Source organism: Bradyrhizobium sp. 153, assembly GCF_023073835.1.
In the GTDB taxonomy this organism is placed as follows: domain Bacteria; phylum Pseudomonadota; class Alphaproteobacteria; order Rhizobiales; family Xanthobacteraceae; genus Bradyrhizobium.
The window spans coordinates 41397-58367 of sequence record NZ_JADPKH010000082.1 but is presented as its reverse complement, the minus strand read 5'-3'; the positions used below and the strand labels follow the sequence as shown (position 1 = coordinate 58367).

Sequence of the window (16971 nt, the reverse complement as noted above, 5' to 3'; positions counted from 1 at the left end):
GCAGCCGGGCGGCGGGGGTGGCACCGCCGCAAGCGTGCTCACCAGAGGCTGGCAATGCGCACGGCGAGGACGAGCGTCGCCAGCAGCAGCGCAAGGCAGACCCAATAGGCCGGCGAGCTGGTCTGCGACACCGCCTCGTTCGCCGCGACGGCGGCATCGGTTCTGTACTCGCGCAACGCCACTGGAACTCGCCGTCTTCAGAAAAACAAAGGCCCCGGAGGTCCGGGGCTTTTGCGGTCGCTCGTCAAGCCGCTTACTTCAGCGACGTGCTGATCGAGCCGAACTTGGTGTTCAGCGTGCTGCCGAGATTGTTGACGACGGTGATGATGGCCAGCGCGATGCCGGCGGCGATCAGACCGTATTCGATGGCGGTGGCACCGGATTCGTCCTTCGCGAAACGCGCAATCAGGTTCTTCATGAACAAAACTCCGTCTGGATGGGATCGCCTCGTTCGGCGCTGTCTTTGACGCGACGAACATGAGAGTCGAGCTCTTTCGGTAGCGTTAATTCATTCGAGCAAACCCGCTTGTGGCGCGGTGCTTTTGGCCAGAGTGAATTTCGTCTTAACGCGGCAGTTGAATTCGGTCTGTTCCGAATGCAGCGCATGCACCGCCGGCTTCACCCTCCCTTAAATCTAGCGGAGTAGGCCTAGGCGGGACCAGCAATTCGGAAGTGAGGCGACGATGTCGAGCCTGCCCATGCAAGTCGCCCTGATGCTCGGCGAGACGATCCAGAAGATGGTCCCCGTCACCCTGGTGCTCGCAGCAATCTTCACCGTGCTCGAGCATTTCTGGGCCTGCAATCCCGGCGCGCCGTGGTGGCGCAAGCGGGAGATCCTCACCGACATCTGCTACTGGTTCTTCGTGCCGGTGTTCGCCCGCACCATGCGGATCGGACTGCTGATCGTGGGCGCCGGCGTCGTCTTCAGCATCCGCGATGCCGACGACCTCATCGCTTTCTACGACAACGGCCATGGCCCGCTGTCACAGCTGCCGCTATGGCTACAGGCCGTGCTGTTCCTGGTGCTGTCCGATTTCATGCTGTACTGGCTGCACCGGCTTTTCCACGACGGCGGCTTCTGGAAGTACCACGCAATTCATCATTCGTCGGAGGAGATCGGCTGGATTTCCGCGGCGCGCTTCCATCCCGTCAACCTCATGCTCGGGACGATCAGCGTCGACGTCGTGCTGCTGATGGCCGGTATCTCCCCCAACGTGATGATCTGGGTCGGTCCGTTCACCACCTTTCATTCGGCCTTCGTGCACGCCAATTTGAACTGGACCTTCGGACCGTTCAGATACGTGCTGGCGACGCCGGTATTCCACCGCTGGCACCACACCTCGCTCGAAGAGGGCGGCGACACCAACTTTGCCGGGACGTTCCCGATCTGGGACGTGCTGTTCGGCACCTTCCGGATGCCGGAGGGCAGGCTGCCGCAGGATTATGGCAAGGACGAAGCGACCATGCCGAAGGAAATCGGCGGGCAACTCGCCTATCCGTTCCGCCGTTAGCGCGGCGCCGACGATTCGGAAGCTCCCTTCAAACAATAGTCGGCGAGTTTGCGGAACGTTCACGAATTAAGGGCAGGTTAGTCGGGTCGGGCACCGGCTCCGCTGTCTGATCGTTTCTGCCGGTTTGTGACGTCCCGGGGGTAAGAGTATGCGTAAAGAATTGCTGCGCCGTCAGGCGCGCGTCTGCCTTCTGGTTGCGGCCGCGATGCTGGCGTTGCCTGGTGCCGGCCTTGCCGAGCCCACCGCCGATACCATCGCCGTCAATGTCGACCAGGCCAAGCTGGTACGGCTCCCCGGCAAGGTCGCGACCATCGTGGTCGGCAATCCCCTGATCGCGGACGTCACGCTCCAGCCTGGCGGCATGATCGTCGTGACCGGGAAAGGCTATGGTGCCACCAATTTCATCGCGCTCGACCGGGGCGGCGAGATCCTGGTCGACCGCCAGATCCAGGTCGAAGGTCCGAGCGACCGGCTCGTCACCGTCTATCGCGGGATCGAGCGCGAGTCCTATAGCTGCCTGCCGCTTTGCCAGCGCCGCGTCACGCTCGGCGACAGCGATGCCTACTTCAACAACACGATGAACCAGGCGGGCACACTGAGCGGCAATGCCAGCGGCACGGCCGGAGCCGGCGCCAAGACCAACTAGCAGAACCGGCGAAGTTGCTCGGGCAGGATCGCCTGACCGGCCCGGACGCTGGCGCCTCCCACGAGGAGTTCTTCTCTCCGCGCGCCCTTGTTTCCGCGTGGCCGTCCTGTCTGCCTGCCTGTGCTTGGGCGTTCGCGGTTAACGCATGCTTAATGAGGCGGTCTGACCGGAGCGGATCGCCTGAAACACTTAAACAATCAGTTTTCGCTATTGAAACGGGCAGATGATTGCCGTTGCCGGGGAATTTGACGCGATGCCATCGCCTGCACCAACGAGGTTCACGCTGCTCGCCGCGCTGCGCCGGTTTCGCGGTAACCGCCGCGGCTCCGCGGTCGTCGAGTTTGCGCTGGTCGCTCCGGTGTTTTTCGCGTTGCTGTTCGCCATCATCGAGACGGCGCTGATGTTCTTCGCGGGCCAGGTGCTCGAGACCATCACGCAGAATTCCGCGCGCGTGGTTCTGACCGGGCAGGCGCAATCCGGTTCAGTGACGGCCTGCGCCGTCTCCGGCGTGAGCAAGCCCTGCACGCAAGCAACGTTCAAGTCCTATGTCTGTAGCCAGATTCCGGCGCTGTTCGATTGCAGCAAGCTCTATGTCGAAGTCACGAGCTTCTCGTCCTTCGCTGCGGTGACGCTGCCGACCCATATCGACGGCTCCGGAAATTTCGACACGAACACGAGCTACAGCCCGGGCGGTGCGGGCGACATCGTGGTGGTGCGGCTGTTCTATCAATGGCCGCTGTTCGTCACCGGCCTCGGCTACAACACCTCCAATCTTGCGGGCAGCAAGCGGCTGCTGGTTGCCACGGCCGCGTTCAAGAACGAGCCTTACTAAGACCAATGGATCTGGACGGAACGATGCAGACGATGTCGAGAATCTGGTGGGCGGCCCGCTGCGCCGTGGGCGAGTTCGTCGCGGACAGCAGGGCGCTCGCGGCGACCGAATTCGCGGTGATCGTGCCGCTGATGCTGGTGATGTTCTTCGGCACGGTCGAGTTCTCGTCGGCGGTGGCGATCGATCGCAAGGTGACGCTGATGGCGCGGACGCTGTCCGACCTCACCTCGCAATCGATTTCGGTCGGCGATACCGACATGACCAATTTCTTCGCGGCCTCGACCGGCGTCATGACGCCGTATCCCACCACGACGGTGTCGGCGACGATCAGCGAACTCTATGTCGACCCATCGACCCTGCAGGCGCATGTGCAGTGGAGCAAGGGATCCGCGCCGCGCACGGAGAAGTCCCCGGTCACGATTCCCACGACGCTTGCGGTCGGCGGCACCTACCTGATCTTCAGTGAGGTCAGCTACACCTACACGCCGACGATCGGTTACGTGCTCAAGAACGCGGTCACGCTGAGCGATGTTGCCTATACCCGCCCGCGCCAGTCCACCTGCGTCTATTACAGCCCGGCTACGGCCTGCACGGTCTACTGATCGCAGCGCCTCCTTCCGACATGAAAAAGGCCGTGCGTTGCGCACGGCCTTTTTGATTCCTTGGCTCGCCTGAGCTGGTCCGGGGCAATATCCGGGCTATGGGCCCGGCGGGCTCAGCCTGCGGCGCGGAGGTTGTCCGCTGCCGACTTTCCGGAGCGGCGGTCGGCCACGATCTCGTAGGAGACCTTCTGGCCTTCGTGCAGCGAGCCGAGGCCGGCGCGCTCGACGGCGCTGATGTGAACGAACACGTCCTTGCCACCGTCATCGGGCTGAATGAAGCCATAACCCTTGGTCGCGTTAAACCACTTCACGGTTCCCATGCTCACTGGGGTAGTCCCTTCTAGATAGCACCATGTAAGAGCCCGCTCGCGCAGGCAGGTTAGATCGAATTTTTGGAAAGGTCGTCAGCGTGTCTGAACCGGCTGTACCGGTGGATGCTAATGTCGTCCGGCCGAAAATCGATTAATTCATTTTATCGGAATTAGGGCTTCAAAACAATCCGGAGCGCACGATTTTTTGATCCGCCGCGAGGTGCGCGGCGGATCAGCATACAGACCAGAATTTTACTTCCGCGCTGAGGCGCCCGAAGACTAACGGCGGCGGAACTGGCCGCCGCGCTGCGCTCCACCCCGCGGCGGGCCGCCGGACGTGGCGGGACGCTCGTCCTTGTGGCGGAAAATCAGTCGGCCCTTCTCGAGGTCATAGGGCGACATCTCCACCGTCACGCGGTCGCCCGCGAGCGTCTTGATCCGGTTCTTCTTCATCTTGCCGGCGGTGTAAGCAACGATCTCGTGTCCGGCGTCGAGCTGCACGCGGTAGCGTGCGTCGGGGAGGATTTCGGTGACCAGTCCTTCGAACTGGATCAGCTCTTCCTTAGCCATGAATTTCTCCAGGTCGTGGACGGCTAGTGCGAAAAGGGTTTGCGATTCGGTTGACCGTTCGGCCGACTCTCGCGGCGCAAAAAGGCAACGCCTTGTATCCCATCAGGCGTCCCGGCGCTATGCGCGGAACGCTGTTCCGGACGGTCGGTTAGCGACGAATGCATCTTAGCACCGGAACGGCAGCGACGAGATGCCTTCGAAGCTTTCGGGCCAGTGCCGGGCCGCCCGTCAATATGCCGTCCCTCGCCGGGGCGTCCGTCGCCCTGCTTGCCGGCGCTGTGGTGGCGCCCGTCGCCATGCCTTTCGTCGGCACGCCGCCCGTCACCCTGCCCGTGCCGTGCGCCCTGCGGACGCTGGCCCGGGCGGCCTGGCCGACCTTGTCGTTGCTGCGGCGGGGGAGGACCGGCATCCCGGCGACCGGCATCGGTGCGGTGGTCCTCACGCGTCAACGCAACGCGGATCAGGCGCTCGATGTCGCGGAGATAGCCGAGCTCGTCACCGCCGGCAACCAGCGAGATCGCGGTGCCGTCGGCGCCGGCGCGCGCAGTGCGGCCGATGCGGTGGACGTAAGTCTCGGGCACGTTGGGCAGATCGAAATTGATGACGTGGGTGATGCCGTCGACGTCGATGCCGCGGGCGGCGATGTCGGTGGCGACCAGGGTACGGATCTCGCCCGACCGGAACTGGCCCAGCGTTCGTTCGCGATGGTTCTGTGACTTGTTCCCATGAATGGCGCTGGCGGGGATGCCCGCCTTCTCCAGTGTCTTTACGACCTTGTCGGCGCCGTGCTTGGTGCGGGTGAAGACCAGCGCCCGGTTGACCGGTTCTTCCTTCAGCAGCTTGGCGAGGAAGGCCGGCTTGGCCGAGAAGTCGACCTGGAGGATGCGCTGGTTGATCCGTTCGGCGGTCGAGGAGACCGGGGTCACCGCGACGCGGGCGGGATCACGCAGCATAGCGTCGGCGAGCTCGGCGATGTCCTTCGGCATGGTGGCCGAGAAGAACAGCGTCTGCCGCTTGATCGGCAGCTTGGCAACGATTTTGCGGATGTCGTTGATGAAGCCCATGTCGAGCATGCGGTCGGCCTCGTCGAGCACGAGGAATTCGACACTTGAAAGCTTCAGCCCGTTGCTCTGGACAAGATCGAGCAGGCGGCCGGGAGTGGCGACCAGAACCTCGACGCCCTGCATCAGCGAGCGGACCTGGCGGCCCATCGGCACGCCGCCGATGGCGAGTGTTGAGGACAGGCGGATGTGGCGGCCATAGGCATTGAAGCTGTCGAGGATCTGGCCGGACAGCTCGCGGGTGGGCGACAGCACCAGGACGCGGGCGGTCTTGGGCTGCGGCTTGATGCGGTTATCGAGCAGGCGATGCAGGATCGGCAGCGCGAAGGACGCGGTCTTGCCGGTGCCGGTCTGGGCAATGCCGACGACGTCGCGGCCGGTCAGCGCCAGCGGGACGGTCTGAGCCTGGATCGGGGTGGGGGTGACGTAGTTCTCTTCACGAAGAGCGCGTGCGATGGGTTCGGCGAGGCCGAAATCCTGAAACGAAGTCAAAAGAGGGGTTCTTTCCATGTCAAAGGCGGGCGCCCGGCGCATTCGGCGCGGCGCGCGCATAGGGTGTCGAGAAGACACCTGCGTGTTTGGGGTGTCGGATGGGCTTGGGAGATATGGGGCAAGCCAGAGGCCCGTAGGGGCTTAAGAACACGCAGCTCGCAACGACGGCTTGATTCGCAAGCAGTCTCGACCGTTCATATGGAACATCGTCGGGGCGCTTTCAAGGCGGGTTCGTCCTAAACGGTGGTTGCGGCGCAGAAATAGTTGTGCCGGAAATTTAGCCAAGACGGACGATTTGCATATAAAACAGGCCATCTGCCGCTTTCGCATACATTCCCATTGCCTAGGGTTTAGGCGAGCAGATCGCGGCGAGACTTAGAAAATAAGCCGTTTTCACAGCAAAACCAACGGCTTGAGGGCTGTCTAGCCCATGGCATGGTTCTTGCGAATCCGTTAATCGCAGGCGGCCGTGGGGCCGTTTCGCAGCGTTTTTCACGTCTGCGTCAGGGAGATGATACACTCATGCTTAGCAAATCCACTCACGATATAGCGGCGTCATTTAGCCGCCGCGGCGTCCTCGCCGCGACCGCCGGGCTGATGCTCGGTCTGGCTTCATTGACTGGCGCCAAGGCCGCGGACGACACGATCAAGGTCGGCGTGCTTCACTCCCTTTCCGGCACCATGGCCATCAGCGAGACCACGCTGAAGGACACCATCCTCTTCCTGATCGACGAGCAGAACAAGAAGGGCGGCGTGCTCGGCAAAAAGCTCGAGGCCGTCGTCGTCGACCCCGCTTCCAATTGGCCGCTGTTCGCCGAGAAGGCGCGCGAGCTGATCACGAAGGACAAGGTCGCGGTCGTGTTCGGCTGCTGGACCTCGGTGTCGCGCAAGTCCGTGCTGCCGGTCTTCAAGGAGCTGAACAACATCCTGTTCTACCCCGTGCAGTACGAGGGCGAGGAGAGCGAGCGCAACGTATTCTACACCGGCGCTGCGCCGAACCAGCAGGCGATTCCCGCCGTCGACTATCTGATGAAGGAAGAGAAGGTGAAGCGCTGGGTGCTCGCGGGCACCGACTACGTCTATCCGCGCACCACCAACAAGATCCTGGAAGCCTATCTGAAGTCGAAGGGTGTGGCTCAGGAAGACATCATGATCAACTACACGCCGTTCGGTCACTCCGACTGGCAGACGATCGTTGCCGACATCAAGAAGTTCGGCTCGGCTGGCAAGAAGACCGCGGTGGTCTCGACCATCAACGGCGACGCCAACGTTCCCTTCTACAAGGAACTCGGCAACCAGGGCATCAAGGCCAAGGACATCCCCGTGGTCGCGTTCTCGGTGGGTGAGGAAGAGCTTGCCGGCATCGACACCAAGCCGCTGGTCGGGCATCTCGCCGCCTGGAACTACTTCCAGTCGATCAAGACCAAGGACGGGTCGAACGAGAAGTTCATCAAGGATTGGCAGGCCTACACCAAGAACCCGAAGCGCGTGACCAACGACCCTATGGAAGCACACGTGATCGGCTTCAACATGTGGGTGAAGGCAGTCGAGAAGGTGAAGTCGACTGATCCGGACAAGGTGATCGATGCGCTTCCGGGCATCGAGGCGCCGAACTTGACCGGCGGCGTGTCGAAGATGCTGCCGAACCACCACATCACCAAGCCGGTGTTCATTGGCGAGATCAAGGGCAACGGCCAGTTCGACGTGGTCTGGAAGACCCCGGGTCTCGTTGCTGGCGATGCCTGGTCGAAGGAGCTCGACGGCTCCAAGGACCTGATCGGCGACTGGGTCGGCAAGAAGTGCGGCAACTTCAATACCAAGACCAACAAGTGCCTCGGTTCGGGCTCCTGATCCCGATCTGACGCTCCATTGCAAGATTGGAGAGGGCGGCGATCCCGCCGCCTTCTCCACCCATTTCCGCCGGGGTCATTCACAGTGCCAGCCCATTTGTCCGCCCGTCTCCGTTCGCTCCTGCTCTCGTTGTTCCTGATCGCGTTCGCGCTGCCGGCCTTCGCCGGTCCGTTCGAGGATGCGGTCGCAAAATTCGCCAACGACGATTTTTCCGATACGGAAGAGGCGATCGGCGCGGTCGCAAGCAGCGGCAACCCGCTGGCATTGCCGATCATCAGCGCGCTTCAAGACGGCCGCCTCATGGCCGATCCAGATAGCAAGAAGGTCTATGTTACCGGCGCCGACGGCAAGTCGATCGATGCCGCGACCGGCCAGCCGGTGACCAGCATTCCCGACAGCGCGAGCGCGGTTCGCCTCAACAACCGTCTGCGCCGCAGCGTCGATGCCGCGGTCGGCGGCCTCACGCTGCAGTCGCCGGATGTCGGAACGCGCCTCCAGGCCGCGCAATCCGTGTTCAAGTCGCATGAGGAGACCGCACTCGAAGCCGTCGATGGCGCCCTCGCCAAGGAAACCAACCGATCCGTCAAGGCTGCGCTAGGCGAAGCCCGGGCGGCCATCCTGCTGTTCAAGTCGGACGCCACCGAGGTCGAGAAGCTGGAGGCCGTCGCCACGCTCAAGGCGCGCGGCGATCAGGAGGCGCTGGCGCTGCTCACCGGCATGGGCGACCAGCCGGCCTCGGTGACCAAGGCTGCCGCGAGCGCGATCGGCTCGATCCAAAGCTCGCTTGCGGTCTGGTCGATGGTGCAGAACGCCTGGTACGGCCTCTCACTCGGCTCGGTGCTGCTGCTCGCTGCGATCGGGCTCGCCATCACCTTCGGCGTGATGGGCGTCATCAACATGGCGCATGGCGAGATGGTGATGATCGGGGCCTACACCACCTTCGTGGTGCAGGAGGTGATCCGTACCCGCTATCCCGCCCTGTTCGACTATTCGCTGCTGATTGCCGTGCCGCTCGCCTTTCTCGTCGCCGGCGCCATCGGCGTCCTCATCGAGCGCAGCATCATCCGCTTTCTCTACGGCCGTCCGCTGGAGACGCTGCTGGCGACCTGGGGCCTGTCGCTGGTGTTGCAGCAGGCGGTGCGCACCATGTTCGGCCCGACCAACCGCGAGGTCGGCAATCCCTCCTGGATGAGCGGCGCGTTCGAACTCGGCCAGATCACTATCACGTATAACCGGCTCTGGATCCTCTGCTTCACGCTGGCCGTGTTCGCGATCCTGCTCGCGATGCTGCGCTACACCGCGCTCGGCCTCGAGATGCGCGCGGTGACGCAGAACCGCCGCATGGCGGCCTCGATGGGCATCGCCACCTCGCGCGTCGATGCGCTCACCTTCGGGCTCGGCTCGGGCATCGCCGGCATTGCAGGCGTGGCATTGTCGCAGATCGACAATGTCAGCCCCAATCTCGGCCAGAGCTACATCATCGATAGTTTCATGGTCGTGGTGTTCGGCGGCGTGGGCAATCTCTGGGGCACCCTGGTCGGCGCCTTCACGCTCGGCATCGCCAACAAGTTCCTGGAGCCGGTCGCAGGCGCCGTGCTCGGCAAAATCGCCATCCTGGTTCTGATCATCCTGTTCATCCAAAAACGGCCGCGCGGCTTGTTCGCGCTCAAGGGCCGTGCGGTGGAAGCATGACCCCTCACATGCTGACGCGATCGCTGGACCGCAGCGCGACGATTTTCCTCGCCGTCGTCGCGGCCTGCGGCATCCTCATCCCGCTCTCCAACCTGCTGCTGCCTGCGGGCTCGTTCCTTCAGGTGCCGACCTATCTCGTCGCGCTCTGGGGCAAATATGTCTGCTACGCCATCCTCGCGCTCGCGATCGACTTGATCTGGGGCTATTGCGGCATCCTCTCGCTCGGCCACGGCGCCTTCTTCGCACTCGGCGGCTACGCCATGGGCATGTATCTGATGCGACAGATCGGCACCCGCGGCGTCTACGGCAATCCGGTCCTGCCCGACTTCATGGTGTTCCTGAACTGGCAGAAGCTGCCCTGGTACTGGTACGGCTTCGACATGTTCTGGTTTGCGGCGCTGATGGTGCTGGTCGTGCCGGGCCTTCTCGCCTTTTGCTTCGGCTGGCTCGCCTTCCGCTCCCGCGTCACAGGCGTATATCTGTCGATCATCACGCAGGCGATGACCTATGCGCTGCTGCTCGCCTTCTTCCGCAATGATTTCGGCTTCGGCGGCAACAACGGCCTGACCGATTTCAAGGACATCCTCGGCTTCAACGTGCAGGCGGAGGGTACGCGCGCCGCATTGTTCGCGCTGAGCTGCCTGGCGCTGATCGTCGGCTTCCTGATCTGTCGCGCCATCGTCTCCTCCAAGCTAGGCAAGGTGCTGATTGCGGTGCGTGACGCGGAATCGCGGACGCGCTTCCTCGGCTACCGCGTCGAATCCTACAAACTGTTCGTGTTCACGGTGTCGGCCTGCATGGCCGGCGTCGCCGGCGCGCTCTACGTGCCGCAGGTCGGCATCATCAATCCATCCGAATTTGCGCCGGGCAATTCGATCGAGGCGGTGATCTGGGTTGCGGTCGGCGGCCGCGGCACACTGGTCGGCGCGGCGCTCGGCGCCGTCGTCGTCAATTACGCCAAGACCTTCTTCACCTCCGGCGTGCTCGCGCCGTACTGGCTGTTCATGCTGGGTGCGTTGTTCATCCTGGTGACGCTGCTGCTGCCGAAGGGCATCGTCGGCACCTTCAACGCCTGGTGGGACTCATCGAAGGAAAAGCGCACCGCCGCGGCCATTGCGAGCGCTGCGGCCGAAGATGGCGTCACCGAACCCAAGATGGCGGAGTAGCGCGATGAACGTCATGGATACCCGCGCCACCTCCGCGATGCTCTATCTCGACGGCGTGCACGTCTCGTTCGACGGCTTCCGCGCCATCAACAACCTGTCGCTGACACTCGAGCCCGGCGAGATGCGCGCCATCATCGGCCCGAACGGCGCCGGCAAGACCACGATGATGGACATCATCACGGGCAAGACCAAGCCGGACGAGGGCACTGTGCTGTTCGATGGGGTCACCGATCTGACGCGGCTCGATGAGACCCGGATCGCCGAGCTCGGCATCGGCCGCAAATTCCAGAAGCCGACCGTGTTCGAGAGCCAGAGCGTGCAGGACAATCTCCTGCTCGCGCTCAATGTCGATCACTCGGTCCGGGGCACGCTGTTCTGGCGCGGCAGCAAAGCGGAGTCCGAGCGCATCGACAAGGTGCTGGAGACGATCCGGCTCACCGACGCCCGCAACCGTCTCGCCGGCAGCCTCAGCCATGGCCAGAAGCAGTGGCTCGAGATCGGCATGCTGCTCGCGCAGGACCCAAAGCTGCTCCTCGTCGACGAGCCGGTCGCCGGGATGACCGACGTCGAGACGCATCTCACCGCCGAGCTGCTGAAAGAGATCAACAAGACCCACACCGTGATGGTGGTCGAGCACGACATGACTTTCGTACGCGAGCTCGGGGTCAAGGTCACCTGCTTGCATGAAGGCACCGTGCTGGCGGAAGGCACCATCGACCAGGTCTCGTCCAACGAGCGGGTCATCGAAGTCTATCTGGGACGCTGAGCGATGCTTGAGGTCAAGGACATCAACCTGTTCTACGGCGCGGCGCAGGCGCTGCGCGGCGTCTCGATCTCGGCGGAGCCGGGCAAGGTGACTTGCGTGCTCGGCCGCAACGGCGTCGGCAAGACCTCGCTCTTGCGCGCCATGGTCGGGCAATATCCGATCTCCTCGGGCGCGATCGTGCTCGACGGCACAGACATCACGGGCCTGAAGCCCTACGAGCGCGCGCGCAGGGGCATCGGCTTCGTGCCGCAGGGCCGCGAGATATTTCCGTTGCTCACGGTCGAGGAGAACCTCAAGACCGGCTTCGGCCCGCTCAAGCGCGAGGACAAGCACATTCCGGATGACGTGTTCTCGCTCTTCCCGGTGCTGCAATCCATGCTCGGCCGGCGCGGTGGCGACCTCTCCGGCGGTCAGCAGCAGCAGCTCGCGATCGGGCGCGCGCTGGTGATGCGGCCAAAGCTGCTGCTGCTCGACGAGCCGACCGAAGGCATCCAGCCGTCGATCATCAAGGACATAGGCCGCGCCATCTCCTACCTGCGCAACCTCGGCAACATTGCGATCGTGCTGGTCGAACAATATCTCGACTTTGCTTGCGAACTCGGCGACAGTTTCGCGGTGATGGATCGCGGCGCGGTGAAGTTCACCTGCGACCGCTCCAATCTCGACGCGAGCGAAATCAGCCGCCAGATGGCGCTGTAGGCCATTCTGCCGCGACCGGCTGGGGAGGCGGATGCGCAGCGACTTTTCAGTCACATCAACCGTTTTCGAGGCGAACCGTGCCCGCGGCGCGGTGAGCTTCGATGTTCAGGCGCGCGACGGCGTGACGCGGCGTGGCACGTTGCATGAAAGCGGCTCGCTGCGCGTGCGCTTTCCGTCGCCAGAAGGCGAGGGGCTGTCTGGCGTGTTCGTCAACACGGCCGGCGGGGTCGCTGGCGGCGACCGCTTCGACATTGAGATCACGGCCGCTGATGCTGCGCGGCTGACGCTGACTACTGCGGCCGCAGAAAAGGTCTATCGTGCGCCGGGACAGGCGGCCGAGCTCAATATCGCGCTGAAGGTCGGCGCAGGCGCGCATCTGTCCTGGCTGCCTCAGGAGACCATCCTGTTCGATCGCGCCCGTGTCTATCGCCGCTTCGACATCGCGCTTGATGAGACGGCTTCGCTTCTGCTCTGCGAGATCGTGGTGTTCGGTCGCACCGCCATGGGCGAGCGGATGGAGCAGGGCGAGTTTGTCGATCGCTGGCGGCTCTCTCGCGGCGGCAAGCTGGTGTTCGCCGAAACCATCAGGCTCGACGGCAATATCGGCGCAAAACTCGGCCGATCTGCCGTTGCCAAAGATGGCGCCGCGATCGGCACGGCCCTGATCCTGCCTGGAGACGAGGCCCTGGTTGAGCGCCTGCGCGAAGCATCGGACTCGTTCGCGGGCGAGGTCGGGATATCCGCCTGGAATGGCTTTGCAATGGCGCGGTTCTGTGCCCAAGATGCGGCGCGTTTGCGCGCTGACATGATGGCGGTGCTGGCGCGCACCGGCGCCGTGCTGCCGCGGCTGTGGTTGAATTGACGTGTTGAACGGAAGAGATTTCGCATGAACCTGTCTCCCCGCGAAAAGGACAAGCTTCTGATCTCCATGGCCGCCATCGTGGCGCGCCGCCGGCTGGACCGCGGCGTCAAGCTCAACCATCCCGAGGCGGTCGCGATCATCTCCGATTTTATCCTCGAAGGCGCCCGTGACGGCCGCACCGTCGCCGAACTGATGCAATCCGGCGCGCAGGTGTTGACCCGCGATCAGGTGATGCCGGGAATTCCGGAGATGATCCACGATATCCAGGTCGAGGCGACCTTTCCGGACGGCACCAAGCTCGTCACCGTCCACGAGCCGATCAGGTAGGAGCAGACATGATTCCCGGCGAACTCTTCATCCAGGACGGCGAGATCGAGCTTAATGCTGGCCGCAAGACCGTGACGCTGACAGTCGCCAACACCGGCGACCGTCCGATCCAGGTCGGCTCGCACTACCATTTTTTTGAAACCAACCCGGCGTTGAAGTTCGACCGCAGACGCGCCCGCGGCATGCGCCTCGACATCGCGGCCGGCACCGCCGTCCGCTTCGAGCCGGGCCAGACCCGCGATGTCCAGCTCGTCGCCATGGCCGGCAAGAAGACGATCTACGGTTTTCGTGGCGAGGTGATGGGGAGGCTGTGAGTGCAATAACGGCGAGCGCAGCGCGACGCGATTGAGGCGAGTGCAGTGATCCACGGTGAGGTGAGCGCAACTGTCGCGCTCCCTCCCCCCTTGCGGGGGAGGGGCGGGGAGGGGGGTATGCCACACGACGAAGTCTCCCGGTCGCAAAGAACCCGTGCCAAGCAATTGCGGCGGGCGATGACGCCCGCGGAGACGCTTCTCTGGCGCCATCTTAAAGCTCACCGCTTGGCTCGCCTCGGGTTTCGCCGTCGAGCTCCAATGGGCGATTACATAGCCGATTTCGTTGCGCATTCCTGCAAGCTCGTCGTCGAGGTCGACGGTGAAAGCCACGAATTCGCGGCGCGCATACGTCACGATGAGGTGCGCGACGAGTGGTTCGCGTCGCGCGGATATCGCGTGTTGCGCTTCACCAATAACGACGTAATGAAGAACCTGGAGGGAGTGGTTCTCGCCATCCTTCAGGTAGCGGAGCCCGGAGCACCCCTCTCCCTGGCCCTCCCCCGCAAGAGGGGAGGGAACGGAGAGATCGGTGTATCTGATGGCGCGAAGGAGGCCTAAGCCATGCTCTCACCCATCCGCCTCGTCTCTGAAGCTGCCGAACTCGCTGCGCGCCGTCATAACGGCATGGCGCGCAAGGGGCGCGGCAACGAGCCCTATATCAATCATCTCGCAGAGGTCGCGAACCTGCTTGCGACCGCGACCGGTGGTGCCGATGCCGAGCTGGTGGCGGCCGGATGGTTGCATGATTCCATCGAGGACACCGACACCACGCGCGAGGAGCTGGCGCAGAGATTCTCCGAGCGTGTCGCCGCCCTCGTCGCGGAATGCACCGACGACATGAGTCTGCCGAAAGCCGAGCGACGGCGTCGGCAGGCGATGGACGCGCCAAAAAAATCCGCCGGCGCGAAGCTGATCAAGATTGCCGACAAGATCAGCAATACAGCGGCGCGCATTCAAACCGATTTGAGTGCCGAGGAGCACGACGAACTCGTCGATTACGTTGAGTGGGCCACGCAAGTCGTTGCGGGCTGCCGCGGCGGCAACGCGTGGCTCGACGAGAAGTTCGACGATGCCGTGAAAGCAGCGAGGGCCGTGCTGTGACCGACCAGTTATTCAAACGCATACGGGGCTTGTGATGTCCGTCAAAATAAAGCGGTCCGTCTATTCCGACATGTTCGGCCCGACCACCGGCGACAAGGTGCGTCTAGCTGATACCGACCTCATCATCGAAGTCGAGAAGGATTTCACAACCTACGGCGAAGAGGTGAAGTTCGGCGGCGGCAAGGTGATCCGCGACGGCATGGGCCAGTCGCAGGTCACCAACAAGCAGGGCGCCGCCGACACGGTCATCACCAATGCGCTGATCGTCGACCATTGGGGCATCGTGAAAGCCGACGTCGCCATCAAGGATGGCATGATTTCCGCGATCGGCAAGGCCGGCAACCCAGACATCCAGCCGGGCGTGACCATCATCATCGGTCCCGGCACCGATGTGATCGCGGGCGAAGGCAAGATTCTCACGGCCGGCGGTTTCGACAGCCACATCCATTTCATCTGCCCGCAACAGATCGAGCACGCGCTGATGAGCGGCGTCACCTCGATGCTGGGCGGCGGCACCGGCCCCTCGCACGGCACCTTCGCCACGACCTGCACGCCGGGGCCCTGGCATATCGCCCGGATGATCCAGTCGTTCGACGCCTTTCCGGTTAATCTCGGCATTTCCGGCAAAGGGAACGCCTCGCGGCCCGCCGCGCTGGTCGAGATGATCAGAGCCGGCGCCTGTGCGCTGAAGCTGCACGAGGATTGGGGCACGACGCCAGCAGCGATCGACAACTGCCTGTCGGTCGCCGACGATCACGACATCCAGGTCATGATCCACACCGACACGCTCAACGAATCCGGTTTCGTCGAGGATACGATCAAGGCGTTCAAGGGCCGCACCATCCATGCCTTCCACACCGAAGGGGCGGGCGGTGGTCACGCCCCCGACATCATCAAGGTCGCGGGCCTGAAAAACGTGCTGCCGTCCTCGACCAATCCGACGCGGCCCTTCACGCGCAACACCATCGACGAGCATCTCGATATGCTGATGGTGTGCCACCACCTCGACCCCTCGATCGCGGAAGATCTGGCTTTCGCCGAGAGCCGCATCCGCAAGGAGACCATCGCCGCCGAGGACATCCTGCATGATCTCGGCGCGCTCTCGATGATGTCCTCGGACTCGCAGGCGATGGGCCGCCTCGGCGAGGTCATCATCCGGACCTGGCAGACCGCCGACAAGATGAAGAAGCAGCGCGGATCGCTGCCGCAGGACAAGGGCAAGGGCAACGACAATTTCCGCGTCAAGCGCTACATCGCCAAATACACCATTAATCCCGCGATCGCGCACGGCGTGTCGAAACTGATCGGCTCGGTCGAGAAGGGCAAGCTCGCCGATCTCGTGCTGTGGTCGCCGGCCTTCTTCGGCGTCAAGCCGGACTGCATCGTCAAGGGCGGCAGCATCGTCGCAGCGCCCATGGGCGATCCCAACGCCTCGATCCCGACGCCGCAACCGGTGCACTACCAACCGATGTTCGGTGCCTTCGGCAAGGCGCGCACGGCGTCCTCCGTTGTCTTTACCTCGAAGGCCGCCGTCACCGGAGGTCTTGCGCGAAAACTCGGCATCGACAAGACGCTCTATGCCGTCGAGAATACCCGCGGCAAGATCTCCAAGAAGAGCATGATCCACAACGACGCCATGCCCAAGATCGAGGTCGATCCGGAGACCTATGAGGTGCGCGCCGACGGCGAGCTGCTCACCTGCGCCCCCGCCGAGGTGCTGCCGATGGCGCAGCGATATTTCATGTACTGAAATAGCCTGTGCTGCATGCCTCGGGGTTGTTTTCCGGTCTTGAGTTCGACCCTGCCTGGTCTAATGTCCCGCCGGTATCTTGAACCCAGAAGAAAAGCCGGGAGGATTTCTCGTGATCTATGTCGTTGCCACCTTGACCATCAAGCCCGAAACGCGCGCCGAATTCATTGCAGCCGCCACCGCCTGCATCAAGGAGACGCGGAAGGAGGCCGGCAATATCGCTTATGATTTGCACGAGAGCGTCACCGACCCTGCCAAAATGGTGTTCGTCGAGCAGTGGGAGAACGCCGAGGCGCTGGTGCCGCATCGTGCCATGGAGCATATGAAGACGTTCGGCCGCGTCGCGGTGAAGTGCTTCACGGCGCCGCCGAAGATCGAGGTGATCACGCCCGAGAAGGTCGAGACACGGTAAACGGGG

The 16971-nt window shown here is 63.2% G+C and carries 21 protein-coding genes; 16 read left to right on the top strand and 5 right to left on the bottom strand.

Annotation, left to right across the window (positions count from 1 at the left end; genetic code table 11):
- Positions 1-38: 38 nt before the first annotated feature.
- Together IVA91_RS19545 and IVA91_RS19540 are read right to left on the bottom strand one after the other, a co-directional pair.
- Positions 39-176 carry a hypothetical protein gene (locus IVA91_RS19545; RefSeq protein WP_247277941.1) on the bottom strand — a complete coding sequence of 46 codons (138 nt, stop codon included), beginning with the start codon at positions 174-176 and terminating at the stop codon, positions 39-41.
- Positions 177-253: 77 nt separating this feature from the next.
- The gene (locus IVA91_RS19540; RefSeq protein WP_129274995.1) at positions 254-418 is read right to left on the bottom strand and encodes a Flp family type IVb pilin; all 165 of its coding nucleotides are present in this window, start codon (positions 416-418) and stop codon (positions 254-256) included.
- 265 nt (positions 419-683) lie between these two features.
- Between IVA91_RS19540 and IVA91_RS19535 the strand changes: the two genes are divergently transcribed.
- The 4 genes from IVA91_RS19535 to IVA91_RS19520 all read left to right on the top strand — a co-directional run bounded on the left by IVA91_RS19535 (position 684) and on the right by IVA91_RS19520 (position 3591).
- Positions 684-1511 (top strand): sterol desaturase family protein, encoded by an 828-nt coding sequence (locus IVA91_RS19535; protein WP_247277834.1) that lies wholly within the window; start codon positions 684-686, stop codon positions 1509-1511.
- A gap of 148 nt (positions 1512-1659) precedes the next feature.
- A complete protein-coding gene (locus tag IVA91_RS19530; RefSeq protein WP_247277833.1) occupies positions 1660-2157 on the top strand; it encodes a pilus assembly protein N-terminal domain-containing protein in 498 nt (165 codons plus the stop codon).
- A 253-nt stretch (positions 2158-2410) separates the two neighbouring features.
- Positions 2411-2989, top strand: a complete 579-nt coding sequence (locus IVA91_RS19525; protein WP_247277832.1) for a TadE/TadG family type IV pilus assembly protein — start codon at positions 2411-2413, stop codon at positions 2987-2989.
- Positions 2990-3012: 23 nt separating this feature from the next.
- Positions 3013-3591, top strand: a complete 579-nt coding sequence (locus IVA91_RS19520; protein ID WP_247277831.1) for a TadE/TadG family type IV pilus assembly protein — start codon at positions 3013-3015, stop codon at positions 3589-3591.
- A 113-nt stretch (positions 3592-3704) separates the two neighbouring features.
- Here IVA91_RS19520 and IVA91_RS19515 read toward each other — a convergent pair whose 3' ends face one another.
- The 3 genes from IVA91_RS19515 to IVA91_RS19505 all read right to left on the bottom strand — a co-directional run bounded on the left by IVA91_RS19515 (position 3705) and on the right by IVA91_RS19505 (position 6067).
- Positions 3705-3917 (bottom strand): cold-shock protein, encoded by a 213-nt coding sequence (locus tag IVA91_RS19515; RefSeq protein ID WP_247277830.1) that lies wholly within the window; start codon positions 3915-3917, stop codon positions 3705-3707.
- Between the two features lie 264 nt (positions 3918-4181).
- Complete coding sequence (gene infA / locus IVA91_RS19510) at positions 4182-4472, bottom strand: translation initiation factor IF-1 (protein WP_011084263.1); 291 nt, start codon at positions 4470-4472, stop codon at positions 4182-4184.
- A gap of 23 nt (positions 4473-4495) precedes the next feature.
- Entirely contained in the window at positions 4496-6067 is a 1572-nt protein-coding gene (locus IVA91_RS19505; protein ID WP_247459088.1) for a DEAD/DEAH box helicase, read from the bottom strand.
- 480 nt (positions 6068-6547) lie between these two features.
- Between IVA91_RS19505 and urtA the strand changes: the two genes are divergently transcribed.
- From urtA to IVA91_RS19445, 12 genes are all read left to right on the top strand, one after another.
- Positions 6548-7876 carry an urea ABC transporter substrate-binding protein gene (gene urtA, locus IVA91_RS19500; protein WP_247277828.1) on the top strand — a complete coding sequence of 443 codons (1329 nt, stop codon included), beginning with the start codon at positions 6548-6550 and terminating at the stop codon, positions 7874-7876.
- An 84-nt stretch (positions 7877-7960) separates the two neighbouring features.
- Entirely contained in the window at positions 7961-9568 is a 1608-nt protein-coding gene (gene urtB / locus IVA91_RS19495; RefSeq protein ID WP_247277827.1) for an urea ABC transporter permease subunit UrtB, read from the top strand.
- On the top strand, positions 9565-10734 hold the full coding sequence (gene urtC, locus IVA91_RS19490) for an urea ABC transporter permease subunit UrtC (protein WP_247277826.1): 1170 nt from the start codon (positions 9565-9567) through the stop codon (positions 10732-10734). Before urtB ends, urtC begins: the two co-directional genes overlap by 4 nt.
- A 4-nt stretch (positions 10735-10738) precedes the next feature.
- Positions 10739-11500, top strand: a complete 762-nt coding sequence (urtD, locus tag IVA91_RS19485; RefSeq protein WP_247277825.1) for an urea ABC transporter ATP-binding protein UrtD — start codon at positions 10739-10741, stop codon at positions 11498-11500.
- A gap of 3 nt (positions 11501-11503) precedes the next feature.
- Complete coding sequence (gene urtE, locus IVA91_RS19480) at positions 11504-12199, top strand: urea ABC transporter ATP-binding subunit UrtE (protein WP_247277824.1); 696 nt, start codon at positions 11504-11506, stop codon at positions 12197-12199.
- A 31-nt stretch (positions 12200-12230) separates the two neighbouring features.
- Positions 12231-13061 (top strand): urease accessory protein UreD, encoded by an 831-nt coding sequence (locus IVA91_RS19475; RefSeq protein WP_247277823.1) that lies wholly within the window; start codon positions 12231-12233, stop codon positions 13059-13061.
- Positions 13062-13085: 24 nt separating this feature from the next.
- Positions 13086-13388, top strand: a complete 303-nt coding sequence (locus IVA91_RS19470) for an urease subunit gamma (RefSeq protein WP_027553946.1) — start codon at positions 13086-13088, stop codon at positions 13386-13388.
- Positions 13389-13396: 8 nt separating this feature from the next.
- Positions 13397-13702 (top strand): urease subunit beta, encoded by a 306-nt coding sequence (locus IVA91_RS19465; protein WP_247277822.1) that lies wholly within the window; start codon positions 13397-13399, stop codon positions 13700-13702.
- 117 nt (positions 13703-13819) lie between these two features.
- Positions 13820-14260 carry an endonuclease domain-containing protein gene (locus tag IVA91_RS19460; RefSeq protein ID WP_247277821.1) on the top strand — a complete coding sequence of 147 codons (441 nt, stop codon included), beginning with the start codon at positions 13820-13822 and terminating at the stop codon, positions 14258-14260.
- A gap of 3 nt (positions 14261-14263) precedes the next feature.
- Positions 14264-14803 (top strand): HD domain-containing protein, encoded by a 540-nt coding sequence (locus IVA91_RS19455; RefSeq protein WP_247277820.1) that lies wholly within the window; start codon positions 14264-14266, stop codon positions 14801-14803.
- 34 nt (positions 14804-14837) lie between these two features.
- Positions 14838-16553 carry an urease subunit alpha gene (ureC, locus tag IVA91_RS19450; protein ID WP_247277819.1) on the top strand — a complete coding sequence of 572 codons (1716 nt, stop codon included), beginning with the start codon at positions 14838-14840 and terminating at the stop codon, positions 16551-16553.
- Between the two features lie 112 nt (positions 16554-16665).
- Positions 16666-16965, top strand: coding sequence for a putative quinol monooxygenase (locus tag IVA91_RS19445; protein ID WP_247459087.1), 300 nt, complete (start codon positions 16666-16668; stop codon positions 16963-16965).
- Positions 16966-16971 lie beyond the last annotated feature (6 nt).

What these genes read in the sequence shown, in the direction of transcription:
- IVA91_RS19540 (WP_129274995.1), bottom strand. Translation starts at nt 418, where the DNA reads ATGAAGAACCTGATTGCGCGTTTCGCGAAGGACGAATCCGGTGCCACC.
- IVA91_RS19535 (WP_247277834.1), top strand. Translation starts at nt 684, where the DNA reads ATGTCGAGCCTGCCCATGCAAGTCGCCCTGATGCTCGGCGAGACGATC.
- IVA91_RS19530 (WP_247277833.1), top strand. Translation starts at nt 1,660, where the DNA reads ATGCGTAAAGAATTGCTGCGCCGTCAGGCGCGCGTCTGCCTTCTGGTT.
- IVA91_RS19525 (WP_247277832.1), top strand. Translation starts at nt 2,411, where the DNA reads ATGCCATCGCCTGCACCAACGAGGTTCACGCTGCTCGCCGCGCTGCGC.
- IVA91_RS19520 (WP_247277831.1), top strand. Translation starts at nt 3,013, where the DNA reads ATGCAGACGATGTCGAGAATCTGGTGGGCGGCCCGCTGCGCCGTGGGC.
- infA (WP_011084263.1), bottom strand. Translation starts at nt 4,472, where the DNA reads ATGGCTAAGGAAGAGCTGATCCAGTTCGAAGGACTGGTCACCGAAATC.
- IVA91_RS19505 (WP_247459088.1), bottom strand. Translation starts at nt 6,067, where the DNA reads ATGCGCCGGGCGCCCGCCTTTGACATGGAAAGAACCCCTCTTTTGACT.
- urtA (WP_247277828.1), top strand. Translation starts at nt 6,548, where the DNA reads ATGCTTAGCAAATCCACTCACGATATAGCGGCGTCATTTAGCCGCCGC.
- urtC (WP_247277826.1), top strand. Translation starts at nt 9,565, where the DNA reads ATGACCCCTCACATGCTGACGCGATCGCTGGACCGCAGCGCGACGATT.
- urtD (WP_247277825.1), top strand. Translation starts at nt 10,739, where the DNA reads ATGAACGTCATGGATACCCGCGCCACCTCCGCGATGCTCTATCTCGAC.
- urtE (WP_247277824.1), top strand. Translation starts at nt 11,504, where the DNA reads ATGCTTGAGGTCAAGGACATCAACCTGTTCTACGGCGCGGCGCAGGCG.
- IVA91_RS19475 (WP_247277823.1), top strand. Translation starts at nt 12,231, where the DNA reads ATGCGCAGCGACTTTTCAGTCACATCAACCGTTTTCGAGGCGAACCGT.
- IVA91_RS19470 (WP_027553946.1), top strand. Translation starts at nt 13,086, where the DNA reads ATGAACCTGTCTCCCCGCGAAAAGGACAAGCTTCTGATCTCCATGGCC.
- IVA91_RS19465 (WP_247277822.1), top strand. Translation starts at nt 13,397, where the DNA reads ATGATTCCCGGCGAACTCTTCATCCAGGACGGCGAGATCGAGCTTAAT.
- IVA91_RS19460 (WP_247277821.1), top strand. Translation starts at nt 13,820, where the DNA reads ATGCCACACGACGAAGTCTCCCGGTCGCAAAGAACCCGTGCCAAGCAA.
- IVA91_RS19455 (WP_247277820.1), top strand. Translation starts at nt 14,264, where the DNA reads ATGCTCTCACCCATCCGCCTCGTCTCTGAAGCTGCCGAACTCGCTGCG.
- ureC (WP_247277819.1), top strand. Translation starts at nt 14,838, where the DNA reads ATGTCCGTCAAAATAAAGCGGTCCGTCTATTCCGACATGTTCGGCCCG.